The sequence below is a fragment of the Kribbella sp. NBC_01484 genome (assembly GCF_036227145.1).
Classification (GTDB): domain Bacteria; phylum Actinomycetota; class Actinomycetes; order Propionibacteriales; family Kribbellaceae; genus Kribbella.
This window is the reverse complement of sequence record NZ_CP109437.1, coordinates 686,150-702,933: the sequence shown is the minus strand read 5'-3', so window position 1 is coordinate 702,933 and position 16,784 is coordinate 686,150. Positions and strand designations below refer to the sequence as shown.

Genomic DNA, 16,784 nt, shown 5'->3' with positions numbered 1-16,784 from the left:
CGTAGGGCGCCGGGGGGCCGGGTACGGATCTGATGCACAAAGTCGATCTCTGCGGTGGCTGAGACCGGTTGGCCAGGGTCGGGGCTCGGTTCCGCGGTGCTGGCGCACGCACCAAGCAGGCGCGGTCCCGGCCGGGGCGGCGTTTGGCGGGCGGGGGTGCGAACATCAGGTCGGGGCTTGGGACAACCCATGACCTGTCCAAGGTCCCTACACCTTGTCCCAGCTCCCTGCTCCTGCCCGAAATCCCCGCTCACCGCTCACCGCCCACCGGCCTGCCACCGGCCTGCCGCCGGCCGCCCTGCCACCGGCCGCCCTGCCGCCGGCCGGCTGGTGGTGGTTGTCGTTCCGCACGGGTTGTCCACCACTCGGGCGTCGCGGCGGGTCGATGCTTGATCGGTGCACAAGGTCAGGCGGGCCGGCGTCCCACGGAACGACAGGAGACGGTTCACCCCTCGAATTGCCGGTTCTCTCGTCGTATCAGAGGGGGAGAAGGGGCACCTTCGGGGGTTCTCCGCTCAAATGGCCGGGGGTGGGATGCACAACGGCCGCCTGCCCGGAAGGGCGGCGGCCGTCGGGATGCGCGGGGAACTCGCCCCGCGGGCCGGTGTGGTCAGGCGGTCTTGGCTTTGCGCGACGAGATGAACGCGATGACGATCGCGGCGCAGATGATCTGGATCAGGTACTGGATCCAGTCCGGGCCGGACGTGTCCTTGACGCCGAGGAAGTAGGCGATCAGACCACCGATGAAGGCGCCGATACCGCCTCCGAGGATGGTCCAGCCGAGGCCGATGTCCTGCTTGCCGGGGAGCACCAGCCGGGCCAGCGGCCCGAAGATGACGCCTGCGATCAGGCTGACGATGAGCATCCAGACCCAATACACGGTTCCTCCTTTGAGGGATGGCTGACCTGCGCCTGGGCCGGCGCCCCGTAGCTACCAGACCACTGCAACGCAGGTCTCACCGCCATCGTGCCCCTTCCGTGGCACTCCGCAACCGGGACACGCGCGACTGTGTCCGGACCGCGATCAGATCGCGCCGAAGCCGACCTTGCGGATCGAGACCTCGCCGATCTCCACGTACGCGAGCCGGTCGGCCGGGATGATCACCCGGCGGCCCTTGTCGTCGGTCAGCTGCAACAGGTTCGCCTTGCCGCTGAGCGCCGCGGCGACCGCCTCCTGGACCTCTTCCGGGGTCTGCTCGCTCTCCAGCACCAATTCACGATTGGCGTGCTGCACGCCGATCTTGACCTCCACGAAACCCTCCGGGCACGTTCCGACCGGCGGCTCTCGCCGGTGACGCTTCGAGCCTATCCGCTGCGAGCCGTCGGCCCTCACCCGTCCGCCGAGAGCAGAACCTCAGCCGTCGGTGCGGGGGAAGCCGCGGATGCCCCGCCAGGCCAGCGAGGCGACCAGGTCGGCGGCCTGCTGCTGGGCCAGCGTCGGGTCGTCGGAGGCCAGCCAGTACCGGGCGCTGACCTGCGCCATGCCGACCAGGCTGACGGCCAGCACCATCGACTGCTCCCGGCTCAGGCCGGCGTCGGCGCTGATCACCTCGGAGACCGCCTCGGCGCAGGCGTGGGTGACGCGGTCCACCCGTTCGCGGACGGCCGTCTCGTTGGTCAGGTCCGACTCGAACACCAGCCGGAAGGCGCCCTGCGCGTTCGCCACGTACTCGAAGAACGCGTGCATCGTGGCCGCGACCCGGAGCTTGTTGTCGTCGGTCGACTTCAGCGCGTCCCGGACGGACGCGATGATCGCGTCGCAGGAGGTGTCCAGCAGCGCCAGGTACAGCTCCAGCTTGCCGGGGAAGTGCTGGTAGAGCACCGGCTTGGAGACGCCGGCGCGATCGGCGATGTCGTCCATCGCGGCGGCGTGGTAGCCGTTCGCGACAAAAACCTCCTGGGCCGCCTCGAGCAGTTGCGCGCGGCGGGCCAGCCGCGGCAGGCGGCTGCCGCGCTTGGGCGCGGTCTCGGGTGTCGTCGACACGTCGGCTCCTTCGGTGGTGCGGCACCGGCGGCTCGGGCTCGACTGCCGGGTCGTAGCCCGAATCCTACCCAGCGGTTGTCCCGGCCAGTAGCTTCCCCGCCGAACCGGGTTCCATCGTGGTACCGCTCAGCGGTAGTCGTCCTCGTCCGCGTCGCCCACTGCGCGGCGCTGCTCCGCCACGTCGACCGGGTCGGCCTCCAGCAGTACGCCGGAATCCTCGGGGCGGTCGTCCACCACGGTGGAGCTCTGGCGTTGCTCCAGTACGTCGGCCTCGGGAGCGTCATCCGGGACACTGCCGACGGCAGGACCCTCGTAGTCGGGTTCACTGGTCATGCGACTGCCTCTCCTCTCGGTGTTCGACGGTTCTGACCCTTACGACGGTAGCGGCTTCGGGTCGTCGTAGAGCCCCTCCAGGACATCGCCGTACTCCTCGATCCGGGCGAGGACGTCGTGGGGGAGGAATCTGAGCTCCTCGGGCGTGGTCGCCGACGCCACCTCGTCCCAGTCGATCGGGGTGGACACCCGCGGCTCGTCGGACCCGCGGAGGGAGTACGGCGCCAGTGTGGTCTTGGCGCTGGCGTTCTGGCTCCAGTCGATGAAGACCTTGCCGGGACGCAGTGCCTTGGTCATGTTCGCGGTGACGTTCTCGGGCAGGGCCTCGGCCAACTGCTCGGCCAGTTGTTTGGCGAACGCACTGGTCTTCCTGGACGACGCCGGCTCGATCGGCACGTACAGGTGCATGCCTTTGTTGCCCGACGTCTTCGGCCAGCCCTCCAGCCCGTAGTGACTCAACAGCTCGCGCAGGGCCAGCGCGACATCGCAGCACTCCACGATGGTCGCCCCCGGCCCCGGGTCGAGGTCGAACACGATCAGGTCGGCCTCTGGCTTCTTGCCGTGGTCAGACAGGCCGATCCGCCACTGCGGCACGTGCAGTTCGAGCGCGGCCAGGTTGGCCAGCCAGACCACGGTCTGGATGTCGTCGGCGACCACGAAGTCCGCTTCGTCGCGGCCGGTCGAGCTGCCGGGCGTCGGGAGTGTCACGGTCCGCACCCAGGCCGGCGTACCTCGCGGGGCGTTCTTCTCGAAGAAGTACGGCGCTTCGGTGCCGTCAGGCCACCGCTTGCGGGTCAGGGGGCGGTCGGACAGATGCGGCAGCAGCAGGTGCGCGACCTGGTGGTAGTAGTCGATCACCTCGGCCTTGGTGAAGCCGGTCTGTGGATACAGCACCTTGCCGAGGTTGGTGAGCTTCATCGTCTGCCCGTCGACCTCGGTCGTCAGCTGCTGCGGCGCGCTTGCCATGTGTCCCAGTGTCCAGCTTGAGAGCGTCTTAACATGGGTTTCGTGGAGAGTTACGGGGCAGTAACCGGCACTGGCGTGCCGTTGGGAGCGCAGGAATGGCCGGCACGCCGGGTGCCGGTCGCTGGGGTGGATCTGCTGGTCAGAGACGTGCCGGGCGCGGCGGCGGACCTACCGCCCGCACTGTTCGTGCACGGCCTTGGCGGGTCCTCGCTGAATTGGACCGCCCTCGGGCTGCTGCTCAACGACACGATCCGCGGTATCGCCCCCGATCTGCCCGGCTTCGGACGTACGCCGCTCGCCGGAGCCGCGGGCATCACCGAGCAGGCCGCCGTACTGATCGAGCTGCTGGAGCGTGAGGTCGATCAGCCGGTGCACCTGTTCGGGAACTCGATGGGTGGCGCCGTCGCGGTGACGCTCGCAGCACAGCGCCCGGACCTGATCGCTTCGCTGACTCTGATCTCTCCCGCCCTGCCGCATCCGCGGGTGTCCGCCAGTGCGATGTGGTTCACCGCGCTCGCGACGCCCCGGCTGGGCCCCGTCGTACTGGAGCGGAGCCGGCGGTTGCCGTTCGATCGGCGGTTCCGGGCGTCGCTGGCGATGGTGTTCGGCGATCCGCGGTCGCTTGCGCCCGAGGTGCTGGCGGCGTACGAGGAAGAGCTGCGGCGGCGCGACACCGACCCGTGGGTGACGCGGGCGACACTGGACGGCGCCCGGAGCATCCTGAGGTCGTCGCTGGCTCCGCCGCGCCGGTCGTTGTGGGCGGATGCGGCGAAGGTGGAGTGCCCGGTGCTGCTGGTGTACGGCGGCAAGGACCGACTCGTCGACGCCCGGATCCGCACCAAGGCCCAGCGCACCTTCCCGAACGCACGGCTGCTCTACCTGCCGCAGTCCGGTCACGTCGCCCAGATGGAACACCCCGAACTGGTCGAGCGCGCCGTCCGTCAGCTGATCTCCTGATCGAGTCGAATCCGCCGCCGGACCGAGACATGACTGAGCGGCGGATCCGGTCAACTTTCCTCTCGCTTGACAAGTCCGACGAACAACCTGCTCGTCGACAACGAGAGGACCACTGTGCGAGTGATCGCCCACGCCATGAGGACGCTGTCGCTGGGGATGGTCGCACTGCTGGGTGTGGGGACGTTGACCGCTGTGGCCGCCCCGCCCGCGCCGCCATCCATTGCTAAAGGCAACAACTGGAACGTTGAACCGGTAGCCGGCGGCTACCGACTGACCGTGCGCCTCGACGCGCCGGCGCCGATGGTCAAGGACGGTACGGCGCTGATCCGCAAGGACTACACCGTCCCGAACGACGACGGCACCGGCCCGGCCATCCGCTCCATCGAGCCCGGCAGACCACCGGCGACCTCTCGGTCAGAATCCTCGACGACAACCTCAAGGAACCCCCCGAGACGTTCACCGCCACCCCCACCCCCCACCCCCACCTCCCCCCCACCGACAACGACTGACCCGACTTTGAGCACCCACCGACCGTTTTCCGCCGCGGATTCTGGTTGGTGGGTGCTCAAAGAGGCGGTGGGGGAGTGAGACGAGGGGACCGGGATGTGGACTGGGCGCGGGGTGGTTTGGGATGTGCGGGAACATGGGGGAGGGACAGATGGTTGAAAACCGGAGATCCCGTCCGACGTCTTCCTGAGGAGCCGACACGTGTCACTGCCACCGCTGGTCGAACCGGCCGACGAGCTGACCATCGACGAGGTGCGCCGGTACTCGCGGCACCTGATCATCCCCGAGGTCGGGATGGCAGGGCAGAAGCGGCTGAAGAACTCCAAGGTGCTGGTGATCGGCGCCGGTGGTCTCGGCAGCCCGGCGCTGTTGTACCTGGCCGCGGCCGGTGTCGGCACGCTCGGCATCGTCGAGTTCGACACCGTCGACGAGTCCAACCTGCAGCGCCAGATCATCCACGGCCAGTCCGACGTGGGCAAGTCCAAGGCCCAGTCGGCCAAGGAGTCGATTCTCGAGACCAACCCGAACACGAACGTCGTCCTGCACGAGACCCGGCTGGACAACGACAACGTGTTCGAGATCTTCGAGCAGTACGACCTGATCGTCGACGGCACCGACAACTTCGCCACCCGGTACCTGGTGAACGACGCCGCGGTGCTGCTCGGCAAGCCGTACGTCTGGGGCTCGATCTTCCGCTTCGACGGCCAGATCAGCGTGTTCTGGGCCGAGCACGGCCCGTGCTACCGCTGCCTGTACCCGGAGCCGCCGCCACCCGGCATGGTCCCGTCCTGCGCGGAAGGCGGCGTACTGGGCGTGCTCTGCGCGTCCGTCGGCGCGGCGCAGGTGACCGAGGCGATCAAGCTGCTCACCGGCATCGGCGACCCGTCGCTCGGCCGGCTGAACATCTACGAGGCGCTCGACCTGAACTGGCGCTCGCTGAAGGTCCGCAAGGACCCGAACTGCGCCATCTGCGGTGAGAACCCGACCGTCACCGAGCTGATCGACTACGAGGACTTCTGCGGCGCGATCACCGAGGAGGCGGCCGACGCGGCCGTCGGCTCGACCATCTCGGTGAAGCAGCTGAGCGAGTGGATCAAGCTGAAGGACAACGGCGAGAAGGACTTCGTACTGATCGACGTCCGCGAGCCGAACGAGTACGAGATCAACCGGATCCCGGGCTCGGTGCTGATCCCGAAGGCCGACTTCCAGACCGGTGTGGCGCTGGAGAACCTGCCGCAGGACAAGCAGCTGGTCTTCCACTGCAAGTCCGGCGTCCGCTCCGCCGAGGTCCTGGCGATCGCGAAGGGCGCGGGCTTCTCCGACGCTGTCCACGTCGGTGGCGGCGTGGTCGCCTGGGTCGACCAGATCGACCCGAGTCAGCCGTCGTACTAGAACTGCTCAGGGGGCTGGATCACTCCAGCCCCCTGATGTCTAGCAGCCCCTGACGTCTAGAAGGCCATCCGGCAGCTGCTGACCGCTTCGACGGCGACCGGATCGCCGGTGACGACGGGATGGTCGTCCCGGCCGGACAGCGTCCGCATGTAGCCGACGGCATCCAGAGCGGCGCGGCCGACCGGCTCGCCCCTCCCCAGCCGGTAGGTCCCACCTCCCTGCCCGGTGAGTTCGAGCAGAACGGCCGGACGGTCACCCCAGAACGGTCCGCTGTCGACGTCGTACATGACCTGCGCGACGATCTCCTCGGCGTACAGTCCCGCGTCGAACTCGCGGCCGAGTGCTTGGCAGACGTCGTCGCGATGCATCCACAGATCACGGGCGAGCAGGATGTCCTGGATATAGCCGAGATCGATCGACTCGAAGCCCGGTACGCCTTCGAGCTTCACCCGGATCCGCCGGACGAGCGCCGGGTTCCGGGCGATCCTGCGCGAGGCCTTCGCCCACACCTTGTCGAACGACGCCCGCACCTCGGCCGGCGGCGTACCCCGGTGTTCGTCGGCCTGGATCATCATGTGCGCGTCGAGCAGTACCGCCTGCGGGTACTTCCGCTTCGCCTTGAGGTCGCGCAGTGGGAACAACCACGGCCGGAGCACGTCCTCTGCCTGGCCGATCAGGTGCCCGGCGACGTCCGCGACATCCCACGCGTCGCAGACGGTACGGCGGTGCCACTCGGCTCCCTCGAGTGACGCGAGCAGGTCGTGCCACGCGTGAATCTCCGCGTCGCGGTGGACCGTGCAGCGTTGCCGGTCGGCCCGGCCGATCTGCTGAGCGAGTACAGCGGTCATCATTTCCCCCTGGTCGGTGCGTAGCGCTGGTAGAACATCTCGAGGACGACGGGCAGCAGCCGGCTGAACCGTCCTTCCTCGTGTGACACATCGGGCTCGTTGGCCATCTGCTGGGACAGCAGACCGGCGGTCATCGAGGTGTAGAGGGCGAGGGCCTCGTCGCTCGTCGCATCCGGGCGCAGGTAACCCGCGTCCACCGTCGCCTGGAGATGGTCCCGGAGATCGTTCAGGGCCTCCTGCGCCGGTGCGTACGCCGCTGGGCTTGGCTCGAAGCCGGGGATCGTCCGCCAGAACAGCAACTGGCAGTAGACCTGGTGACCCAGGCACCAACGGCTGAACGCGGTAGCTGCGATCAGGTTGAGCTCCAGTGGATCGGTGCTGCGCGCCGCGTCCCGGGGCGCTCGGTAGGCGTCCCGCAGCTTCTCGGCGCCGCGCTGGAAGAGCGCGTCGTAGATCGCCATCTTCGACGGGAAGTACTGGTACAGCGACGGCGGTTGCATACCGAGCCGGCGGGCCACCGCGGACAGGCTGAGCGCGGCGACACCCTCGGTCTCCATCAGTTCGATGGCGACGTCCAGGATCTCCGCGATGGTCTCCTGGCGACGGCGGGCACGGCGGTCCAGCCCAGCTGTGCTCATACACTGAGGAAAACCTAAGACCATTAGGGAAGTCAATACCCCGTAGGTTTCGAGTGGGTTTGTCCCCGCGGGCACGTAGTGTCTTGGCATGTGCAGAAACATCACGGTTCTGAGGGGACTCGAGCCGGCCGCGACCTCTGAGGAGATCTACGCGGCCGCGCTGCAGTACGCGCGCAAGGTGAGCGGCGTCGGCTCGCTGAGTGCGACCACCCGCGGCCCGATCGAGCGGGCCGCGACCGAGGTCGCGAAGATCACCGAGCAGTTGCTGGCGGAGATGCCGGAGCGCCGGGTCCCGCCGCAGACGGTGCCGCCGCTGCGGCGTCCCGAGGTGCGTGCCCGGCTCGGTCTCGACTAGAGCCTTCCCATGGGGGAGGAGGCTCGCACCGGCCGGCGGCGCCAGGGGGTGGTGTTCACGCTGATGGTCGTCGGGGTGCTGCTCGCGCTGACGAACTCCAACGCGCAGACCGAGTTGGTGCGCCGGCGTCAGGACACCTGCGACGGCACGTTGGCGTTGCCGGCGGCCGCGTACGTGCTCGGGTTCGCCGGGCTGATCGTCGGTGTGATCGCGCTCTTCCTCCTGGTGCTGTGGTTCCACCGCAGCCGCCAGCCGCTCGCCCTAGTCCTCTTCGCCACCGCGGCCGCCGCCGTCGTCTTCGAGGTCTTCGCCGTGGTCACCGCCTTCCAGGACGGCAGCCCGATCCAGTCCCTCTGCTTCGGTTAGCGCCCGGGGGTAAGGTCACTCGGGGGAAACGGTCACCTAGGGAGGCGCTGGTATGCGGTTCGCGATCAAGACCAGGCCGGAGCACACCACCTGGCAGCAGCTGCGGGACGTGTGGGTCGCCGCGGATCAGTTCGAGATCTTCGAATCCGCCTGGCACTGGGATCACTTCTACCCGCTCAGCGGTGACATGGCCGGCCCGAACCTCGAGGCGTGGACCACGCTGGCTGCGCTGGCGCAGGCGACCGAGCGGATCCGGCTCGGCTGCCAGGTGACCGGGATGATCTACCGGCATCCCGCCGTACTGGCGAACATGGCCGCGACCACCGACATCATCTCCAACGGCCGGCTCGAGCTCGGCATCGGCGCCGGCTGGAACGAGATGGAGACCACCGCCTACGGCATCGACCTCTACCCGCTCAAGGAACGCTTCGACCGGTTCGACGAGGGCACGCAGGCAATCATCGCGCTGCTCACCGAGAAGGTCGCGAACTTCGACGGCAAGTACATCAAGCTCACCGACGCGTACTGCGAGCCGAAGGCCGTGCAGACCCCGCACCCGCCGATCACCATCGGCGGCAAGGGCCCGAAGCGCACGTTGCGAGCGGTCGCCCGGTGGGCCCAGCAGTGGAACGTCATCGTCCAGAGCCCGGAGGAGTGGAAGCAGCTCAAGGACGTGCTGGTCCAGCGCTGCGAGGAGGCCGGTCGCGACGTCAACGAGATCACCTGCTCGGTCAACGTCCGCATCGACCCGGACGTGCCGCTCGACACCGCGGTCGCCGCTGCGGCGGCGTACGCCGAAGCGGGCGTCGACCTGGCCGTGATGAACCTCCCGCTCGACGCCCCGCCGTCCGTCCTCGAGCCGCTCGCGAAGGCGCTCGCCCCGCTCGCCTGAACTGTCCGCGGTCCCCGCTAGGTTTGGGTTCGTGGACAGGGAGGAGTACGTCGAGGCGGTGCTGCGTGCCGTCGAGTCGATCCCGCCGGGCAGCGTCGCGACGTACGGCGACATCGCGGAGTACGTCGGTCAGGGTGGGCCGCGTCAGGTCGGCGCGATCATGCGCGAGTACGGCGGTGGCGTGCCGTGGTGGCGGGTGATCCGGGCCTCCGGCGTAGCCGCGGACGAGGTCGGCGACGAGCAACTGCACAACCTCCGCTCCGACGGCGTCCGTGTCACCAACGGGCGCGTCGACCTCCGCGAGGTCCGCTGGGATCCGGACGTCGACGACGACTGATCTGTCCGCTTTCCGGCTAGTGAAGTCGGTGCTCGGAGTGGGCGATCGGGATTGTCGGTGGGGTCTGCTGGGATGGGGCGATGGTCAGCAGACAGGGGTCCCGGTATCGGCTGGTCCGAGCCGAGGGTCGCAGCGCGGAGGCGCCGGTCCTGGATGCGGATCAGCAAGCGGTCGTTGATCATGCCGGCGGACCCCTGCTGGTGCTGGCCGGGCCGGGGACCGGGAAGACCACGACGTTGGTCGAGGCGGTCGTCGACCGGGTGCGGATTCGCGGGCTGAGTCCCGACCAGGTGCTGGTGCTGACGTTCGGGCGCAAGGCGGCGACCGAGCTGCGCGACCGGATCACCGGCCGGCTCGGGCGGACGACCCGGGTGATGCCGTCGATGACCTTCCATTCCTTCTGTTACGCGTTGCTGCGACGGTTCACACCGGCCGACGCGTTCGACGTACCGCTGCGGCTGCCGTCCGGGCCGGAGCAGTCCCTGCGGTTGAGTGAGGCGCTGTCCGGCAGTCGTGAGGTCGGTGCGGTGTCCTGGCCGGGGAGTCTGCATCCGGCGTTGAAGACGCGCGGGTTCACCGACGAGGTGCAGGCGGTGATCGGCAAGGCACGGCAGCTCGGGCTCGACCCGGAGGACCTGTCCGCGATCGGGCGCTCGGCGGACCGGGCCGAGTGGGTCGCGGTCGGCGACTTCTTCGAGGAGTACCTGCAGATCCTCGACCACGAGCAGGTGCTGGACTACTCCGAGCTGATCCACCGCGCAGTGATCCTGGCCCAGCAGCCGCTCGTCCAGGCCAAGCTGCGGACCGAGTTCAAGGCCGTCTTCGTCGACGAGTACCAGGACACCGATCCCGGTCAGATCAAGCTGCTCCAGGCGATTGCCGGCGACGGCCGCGACCTGGTCGTCGTGGGCGATCCGGACCAGTCGATCTACACGTTCCGCGGCGCCGACGTCCGTGGCCTGCTGCGCTTCACCGACGAGTTCCGAACGTCTGGTGGTGCGGAGGCTGCGCAGATCGCTTTGGGCACGACACGACGCTTCGGTACGACGCTGCAGCGGGTGTCTCGCAATGTCGTCAGTAGGTTGGGCGTGCCGGGGACACTGGACCGCGACACGTTCGAGCGCTTCCGGAATCCAGACGCCGGCGGATGCGTCTACGGCGCCGGCAAGGTCGAGGCGAACCTGTACTCGACCAGCGGTGCCGAGCTCGAACACATCGCGGATCTGCTGCGTCGCGCGCATGTGCAGGACGGGGTCGGCTGGAGCGAGATGGCGGTGCTGGTCCGGTCCGGCAGTCGTTCGATCCCGCCGTTGCGTCGTGCGCTCGCGGCCGCCGGGATCCCGGTCGATGTCGCCGGTGACGAACTGCCGTTGTCCCGGGAGCCCGCCGTACGTCCGATGCTGTTGGCTTTGCGGGCTGTTGCGGATCCGTCGACGCTGACGGTTGACGTCGTACGGGTGCTGGCGTTGTCGCCGTTGGGGGCTATGGATGCCGGACAGTTGCGGCGGCTGGCGCGGGTGTTGCGGCGGCGGGATCGCGAGGCGGCCGGTGGGCAGCGGTTGCCGCGGTCGTCGGACGAGTTGCTGCGCGAGGCGTTGGTGAATCCGCTGCTGCTCGACGAGGAGGCGTCGCCGGCCGAGGCGCGGTTCGCGGCCCTGGGCGAGAGGTTGCTCAAGGCAAGGAATATCGTGACCGCGGGGGCCGCGCCGGACGAGGTGATGTGGTCGCTGTGGTCGGACTCGCCGTGGTTGCGGCGGTTGCGCGGTCAGGCGCACTCCGGTGGGGAGACGGCGCGGGCGGCGAACCGGGATCTGGATTCCCTGTGCGCGTTGTTCGACGCGGCGAGCCGGGCCGAGGAGCAGGTCGGGTTCAAGGGGGTGTCGGCGTTCCTTTCGGAGCTCGAATCGCTCGACATCGCCGCGGACAACCGGTTCGACGGGACGTATCGCGAGGCCGGCGTCCAGCTGATGACGGCGCACCGGTCGAAGGGGTTGCAGTGGCGGCTGGTCGTCGTTGCCGGTGTGCAGGAAGGCCAGTGGCCGGATCTGCGGCGACGGGGTTCGCTGCTCGAGCCCGACCGGCTGGGGCCTGACGGACTTGTCGATCCGTTGTCGGCCGGTGCGTTGCTGGCCGAGGAGAGACGGTTGTTCTACGTCGCGATCACGCGGGCCCGGGAGCGGTTGATCGTGACGGCGGTGCAGGCGCCCGAGGCGGACGGCGACCAACCGTCCAGATTCCTTGCCGAGCTCGACATTCCTTTGAAGCTGGTTGCCGGACGGCCGCGGCGGCCGTTGTCGTTGCACGGTCTGGTTGCTGATCTGCGGTGTGTGCTCGCGGATCCTGCGTCGTCGCCCGCGTTGAAGCGGGTGGCGGCTGATCGGCTGGCCCAGCTGGCCGACGCCGTGGACGGCCGGGAGCATCCCCTGGTACCTACGGCCGATCCGTCGCGGTGGTGGGGTGTGCGGGAGCGCACTCGCTCGGAGCGGCCGATCGCGGATCCCGATCTGCCGGTGCCGTTGTCGGGGAGCGCGCTGACGACGATCGTGGACTGTCCACTGCGGTGGTTCCTGACCCGGCGGGCCGGCGGGGAAACGCCCAGTACGTCGGCGATCGGGTTCGGCATGGTGTTGCACACGCTGGCCGACGCGGTCGCGACCGGGACGTTGCCGCCGTCCGTGGACGAGCTGAACGGCTGGCTCGACAAGGTGTGGACGCAGTTGGAGTTCGAGTCCGCGTGGATCTCGGACCGGGAGCGCGTCGAGGCAGAGGCCGCGTTGCGACGGTTCGTCGCGTGGCACCAGGGCCGGCCGGATCGGACGCTGGTCGGGACGGAGGTCGAGTTCGACGTACTGCTCCCGGACACCGAGAAGCCGGCGGTTCGGGTCAAGGGCCGGATGGACCGCGTCGAGCAGGACCCCGAGGGGACGATCCGGGTGGTCGACCTGAAGACGGGCCGGTCGCTGCCGACCAAGCCGGCGGTGGCGCGGCACGTTCAGCTCGCGATCTATCAGCGCGCGATCGCGTCCCGCCAGCTGAAGGTCCTCGGCGACGAGCCGGTCGCCGGCGGCGCCGAGCTCGTCCAGCTCCGCCACGACGACAACGGCGGCTTCCCCAAGGTCCAGCACCAGGGCCCACTCGAGACCGACGAGGACGGCAAGACCTGGCTGGACGAAGCGGTCGACAACGCCGAGTCCATGGTCCGCACCGAAGAATTCACCGCCCAACGCAACGACGGCTGCACCCGCTGCGAAGCCCGCGCCCTCTGCCCCATCCAACCCGAAGGCCGAGAAATCGTCTGATGCGCGCACCCACCGCCGCCTGCCGCCCACCCCTCGGGACCTTGCCTCACCACCTCGTTTCGCCCACCACCTACCTCCACCCAGCACGCAGTGAGGCCATCGACGCCTCGTCAACCACGGGCCTCCGCCCGGGACGCAGTGGAGCCACCTGCTCGTCGTCCACCACCGACGCCCACCCCGCCGCCTGTCCCACCAGGCCCGAGCAAACACCGGCGACCCGGTGGACACCCGCGGCCCGGTGGGCACCGGCGACCCGGTGGGCACCCGCGGCCCGGTGGGCACCGGCGGGACGGCTGTGGGGGCCGGAGACACCATCTGGGGGTTGGGGACCTGAAATAACCTGTCTCAGCTCCCCAGTTCTTGGTTCAGGTCCCCACAGTTTGCCTGCCGGAGAGGAGTCCTGCTGATGCGTGCGCAGCTCAGCACCACGGCCGAACTGTGTGATCTGCTGGGGATTCCGTTCAGTGATCAGCAATTGGCGGCCATTACGGCCCCGTTGGCGCCTGGGGTGATTGTGGCGGGCGCCGGGTCCGGGAAGACGACGGCGATGGCGGCTCGGGTGGTGTGGTTGATCTGCACCGGGCAGGTGAAGCCGGAGGAAGTGCTCGGGCTGACGTTCACGAAGAAGGCGGCCAACGAGCTGGACGTGCGGATCCGCGAGGACCTGACGAGGGCCGGCGTACTCGGCTCGACCCTGCCGAAGGACCAGCACCCGATCCTCGCCGCCCACCTCCGCAGCAACATCCCGAACTGGGAACCGGAGGAGCCCGGCGAGCCCGTCGTCTCGACGTACCACGCGTTCGCGGGGACGCTGATCGTCGAGCACGGCCTCCGCCTCGGTCTCGAGCCCGACGCCCGCGTCCTCGCCGACGCGACCCGGTTCCAGCTCGCGGGTCGCGTCGTACGGCGATCCGCCGGGCCGATCCGGTTCGCGTCGCACCACGTGCCGACGCTGGTCAACAGCCTGCTCGCGCTCGACGGTGAGCTCGCGGACCACCTGCTCCGGGCGGACGACGTACGCGACCACGACGAGGCGGTGCGACGAGAGGTCGCCGCGGCACGCAAGCAGACGGTCGAGGTGCGCAAGCTCGCCGAGACCGCGTTGAAGCGTGGCGAGATCCTGCAACTCGTCGAGGAATACCAGGCGTACAAGGGAGAGCGCGGGGTCGTCGACTTCGCCGACCAGATGGCGCTCGGTGCGCGACTGGCCGAGGAGTGCCCGGAGGTCGCGGCGGTCGAGCGGTCGCGGTACAAGGTCGTGCTGCTCGACGAATACCAGGACACTTCGGTGTCGCAGCGCCGCATGCTGACCGCCCTGTTCGCCGGGGGCGACGGCCGCGGGCATCCCGTGACCGCGGTCGGCGACCCGTGCCAGGCGATCTACGGCTGGCGCGGCGCGTCCGTCGCGAACCTGGACGAGTTCCCGTCACATTTCCCCAACGCGGACGGTTCGCCGGCCCGCCGCTATGTACTGAGCGTCAACCGCCGCTGCGGCAGCCGGATCCTCGCCGCTGCGAACCAGCACGCGGCCGAGCTGTACGAACAGCACCCCGGCGTGATCCCGCTCGAAGCCCCCGACAACGCACCCGAGGGCGCCATCACCGTCGGCCTGTTCGAGACACGCTCGCAGGAGATCGAGTGGGTCGCCGACGCGATCGTGGCCGCGCACCGCACCCCGAACCGCCGGTGGAAGGACATCGGCATCCTGATGCGGACGAACGTCGACCTCAGCGCGGTCCACGAAGCCCTGATTGCGCGCAAGGTCCCGGTCGAGGTGGTCGGCCTCGGCGGACTGCTTGCGCTCCCCGAGGTCGTCGACGTCGTCGCGACACTGCAAGCGGTCAACGACCTCACCGCCAACGCGGCCATGCTGCGGATCCTGACCGGTCCGCGCTTCCGGATCGGCCATCGCGACCTCGCCCTGCTGGCCAACCGGGCGCGCACCCTCGCCGATGCCGGCGAACGCCCCGCCGCCGACGACCTGGTCGCCGCACTCGACGCCGCCGTCGCCGGGATGGACTCCACCGAGGTCATCTCTCTGGCCGAGGCGGTCGACGACCCGGGGCCGAACGCGTGGGGTTACGCACCGGAGGCCCTGGTCCGCTTCAAGGAACTCTCGACCGAGTTGCGCGAGCTGCGTGCGCACGCGGGGGAGCCACTGCTCGACCTGGTCCGGCGCGTGATCAGTACGATCGGCTTGGACGTCGAGCTCACCGCCACGCCCGGCCACGTCGACGCCGGCCGCCGTGACCACCTCGCCGCCTTCTTGGATGCCGTCGGCAACTTCGTGTCCACCGAGTCGGACGGTTCGCTCGACGGTCTGCTGGCGTATCTGGCCGCCGAGGAGGAATACGCCGCCGGGCTCGATCTCGCCGTACCGAGTGAAGCCGACTCGGTGAAGCTGCTCACCACGCACCGGTCGAAGGGTCTGGAGTGGCCGATCGTCTTCGTGCCGACGCTGGTCCAGAAGGTGTTTCCGTCGGATCGCGGCCGGGACAAATGGACCACGAACGCGAAGGTGCTGCCGTGGCCGCTGCGCGGTGACGCCGACACGCTGCCCGACATCCACGACCTGTCCAACGCCGGGCTGAAGTCGTTCGCGGACGAGTGCAAGGACGTGAACGCGCTGGAGGAGCGGCGGCTCGGGTACGTCGCTTTCACCCGGGCGAAGGAGATCCTCGTCGCCACCGGGCACTGGTGGGGTCCGACGCAGAAGCGCCCGCGCGGACCGTCGTCGTACCTTTCGATGCTGAAGAAGCACGCCGGCGAGCGGGTCGTCGAGTGGGCCGAGCAGCCCGAGTTGACCGCGGAGAATCCGGAGCTCGCCGAGCAGACGCAGGCTCCGTGGCCGACGCCGTACGACGTGGAGTCGTACCAGCGGCGGTTGGATTCGGCGGCGCTGGTGCAGCAGGCGCGGGTCGAAGGGCCGTCGATGGAGGCCGAGGAGTCGCTGCTGCTGGACGAGCAGGCGACGGTCGCGCGGTGGGACTCCGAGATCGAGCGATTGTTGTCCGAGGCAAGGGAAAGCCGGAGTCGGAAGGCGTACGACGTGACGCTGCCGGCGGCCCTGTCCGCGACCCAGGTGATGCGCCTGGCCAAGGACCCGGACGGCTTGGCGTCCGAGCTGGCACGACCGATGCCCCGCAAACCCAATCGCGCGGCCCGCTTCGGCACCCGCTTCCACGCCTGGGTCGAGAGCTACTTCGGTCAGCAACTCCTGCTCGACCCCGACGACCTGCCTGGCGCCGCGGACGAGGACATCGTCGACGACACCGACCTGACCGAACTCATGGACGCCTTCCGCATCGGCCCGTACGGCGAAACCACGCCGTACGAGATCGAGGCCCCGTTCGCCCTCGCCCTCGGCGGCCGAGTCATCCGCGGCCGCATCGACGCCGTCTACCAGGTCGTCCGCCCGGACGGCTCCCGCGGCTACGACGTCATCGACTGGAAGACCACCCGCACCGAATCCGCCGACCCCCTCCAACTAGCCATCTACCGAGTCGCCTGGTCCGAACTCATGAACATCCCCCTCCACCAGATAACCGCCGCCTTCTACTACGTCCGCACCGCCGACATAGTCCGCCCCGAGAACCTCCCGGAGAAGGCGGAACTGGTCCAACTCCTGAACGGCTAGCAGACGAGGTCCGCCGGCACGACCCGCACCGGGAACGGGAGCTCCGCCTCGAACACATCCTTGCCGACGACAACCGCTCGCTCGACGTACACCCCGCTGACAAGCTCAAGCACAGTCAACTGCTCCTTGGTGGGGTCGAGCATCCAGTAGGACGTGACACCGGCCCGCTCGTACAGGTGGCGCTTGAGTACTCGGTCGACTGTGTGGGTCGCTGACGCCAGGATCTCAACGGCGAGCAGCAACTGCTTCTCGATCCGTTGCCCAACAGCGCGA

16 protein-coding genes are annotated in these 16,784 nt (G+C 69.0%); 8 read left to right on the top strand and 8 right to left on the bottom strand.

Annotated features, from left to right (window positions below; all coding sequences use genetic code 11):
* Positions 1–610 precede the first annotated feature (610 nt).
* The 5 genes from OG555_RS03310 to ligD form a co-directional block, all read right to left on the bottom strand.
* Positions 611–880, bottom strand: coding sequence for a GlsB/YeaQ/YmgE family stress response membrane protein (locus tag OG555_RS03310; protein WP_329481034.1), 270 nt, complete (start codon positions 878–880; stop codon positions 611–613).
* 144 nt (positions 881–1,024) lie between these two features.
* Positions 1,025–1,252 carry a DUF3107 domain-containing protein gene (locus tag OG555_RS03305; RefSeq protein WP_328518618.1) on the bottom strand — a complete coding sequence of 76 codons (228 nt, stop codon included), beginning with the start codon at positions 1,250–1,252 and terminating at the stop codon, positions 1,025–1,027.
* 102 nt (positions 1,253–1,354) lie between these two features.
* Entirely contained in the window at positions 1,355–1,984 is a 630-nt protein-coding gene (locus OG555_RS03300; protein ID WP_329481032.1) for a TetR/AcrR family transcriptional regulator, read from the bottom strand.
* 126 nt (positions 1,985–2,110) lie between these two features.
* The gene (locus OG555_RS03295) at positions 2,111–2,317 is read right to left on the bottom strand and encodes a hypothetical protein (protein WP_328518620.1); all 207 of its coding nucleotides are present in this window, start codon (positions 2,315–2,317) and stop codon (positions 2,111–2,113) included.
* Between the two features lie 39 nt (positions 2,318–2,356).
* Positions 2,357–3,283, bottom strand: a complete 927-nt coding sequence (ligD, locus tag OG555_RS03290; protein ID WP_328518621.1) for a non-homologous end-joining DNA ligase — start codon at positions 3,281–3,283, stop codon at positions 2,357–2,359.
* A 42-nt stretch (positions 3,284–3,325) separates the two neighbouring features.
* On the opposite strand from ligD, the gene OG555_RS03285 reads away from it, so the two are divergent.
* The gene (locus tag OG555_RS03285; protein WP_329481030.1) at positions 3,326–4,240 is read left to right on the top strand and encodes an alpha/beta fold hydrolase; all 915 of its coding nucleotides are present in this window, start codon (positions 3,326–3,328) and stop codon (positions 4,238–4,240) included.
* A gap of 708 nt (positions 4,241–4,948) precedes the next feature.
* Positions 4,949–6,139, top strand: a complete 1,191-nt coding sequence (gene moeZ / locus OG555_RS03280) for an adenylyltransferase/sulfurtransferase MoeZ (protein ID WP_329481028.1) — start codon at positions 4,949–4,951, stop codon at positions 6,137–6,139.
* 56 nt (positions 6,140–6,195) lie between these two features.
* Here moeZ and OG555_RS03275 read toward each other — a convergent pair whose 3' ends face one another.
* Both OG555_RS03275 and OG555_RS03270 read right to left on the bottom strand, forming a co-directional pair.
* Complete coding sequence (locus OG555_RS03275) at positions 6,196–6,987, bottom strand: maleylpyruvate isomerase family mycothiol-dependent enzyme (RefSeq protein WP_329481026.1); 792 nt, start codon at positions 6,985–6,987, stop codon at positions 6,196–6,198.
* Entirely contained in the window at positions 6,987–7,625 is a 639-nt protein-coding gene (locus OG555_RS03270; protein ID WP_329481024.1) for a TetR/AcrR family transcriptional regulator, read from the bottom strand. Before OG555_RS03270 ends, OG555_RS03275 begins: the two co-directional genes overlap by 1 nt.
* Before the next feature lie 88 nt (positions 7,626–7,713).
* On the opposite strand from OG555_RS03270, the gene OG555_RS03265 reads away from it, so the two are divergent.
* From OG555_RS03265 to OG555_RS03240, 6 genes are all read left to right on the top strand, one after another.
* Entirely contained in the window at positions 7,714–7,980 is a 267-nt protein-coding gene (locus tag OG555_RS03265; protein ID WP_329481022.1) for a DUF2277 domain-containing protein, read from the top strand.
* A 9-nt stretch (positions 7,981–7,989) separates the two neighbouring features.
* The gene (locus OG555_RS03260; RefSeq protein ID WP_329481020.1) at positions 7,990–8,346 is read left to right on the top strand and encodes a hypothetical protein; all 357 of its coding nucleotides are present in this window, start codon (positions 7,990–7,992) and stop codon (positions 8,344–8,346) included.
* Between the two features lie 52 nt (positions 8,347–8,398).
* Positions 8,399–9,238 carry a TIGR03560 family F420-dependent LLM class oxidoreductase gene (locus OG555_RS03255; RefSeq protein ID WP_329481018.1) on the top strand — a complete coding sequence of 280 codons (840 nt, stop codon included), beginning with the start codon at positions 8,399–8,401 and terminating at the stop codon, positions 9,236–9,238.
* Positions 9,239–9,269: 31 nt separating this feature from the next.
* Positions 9,270–9,575 (top strand): MGMT family protein, encoded by a 306-nt coding sequence (locus tag OG555_RS03250; protein WP_329481016.1) that lies wholly within the window; start codon positions 9,270–9,272, stop codon positions 9,573–9,575.
* Between the two features lie 80 nt (positions 9,576–9,655).
* Positions 9,656–12,874, top strand: coding sequence for an ATP-dependent helicase (locus tag OG555_RS03245; RefSeq protein WP_329481014.1), 3,219 nt, complete (start codon positions 9,656–9,658; stop codon positions 12,872–12,874).
* Between the two features lie 406 nt (positions 12,875–13,280).
* Positions 13,281–16,511: an ATP-dependent DNA helicase gene (locus OG555_RS03240; protein WP_329481012.1), complete on the top strand. Its 3,231-nt coding sequence runs from the start codon at positions 13,281–13,283 to the stop codon at positions 16,509–16,511.
* Here OG555_RS03240 and OG555_RS03235 read toward each other — a convergent pair.
* Positions 16,508–16,753, bottom strand: a complete 246-nt coding sequence (locus OG555_RS03235; protein WP_329481010.1) for a Uma2 family endonuclease — start codon at positions 16,751–16,753, stop codon at positions 16,508–16,510. The genes OG555_RS03240 and OG555_RS03235 overlap by 4 nt on opposite strands.
* Between the last annotated feature and the right edge of the window lie 31 nt (positions 16,754–16,784).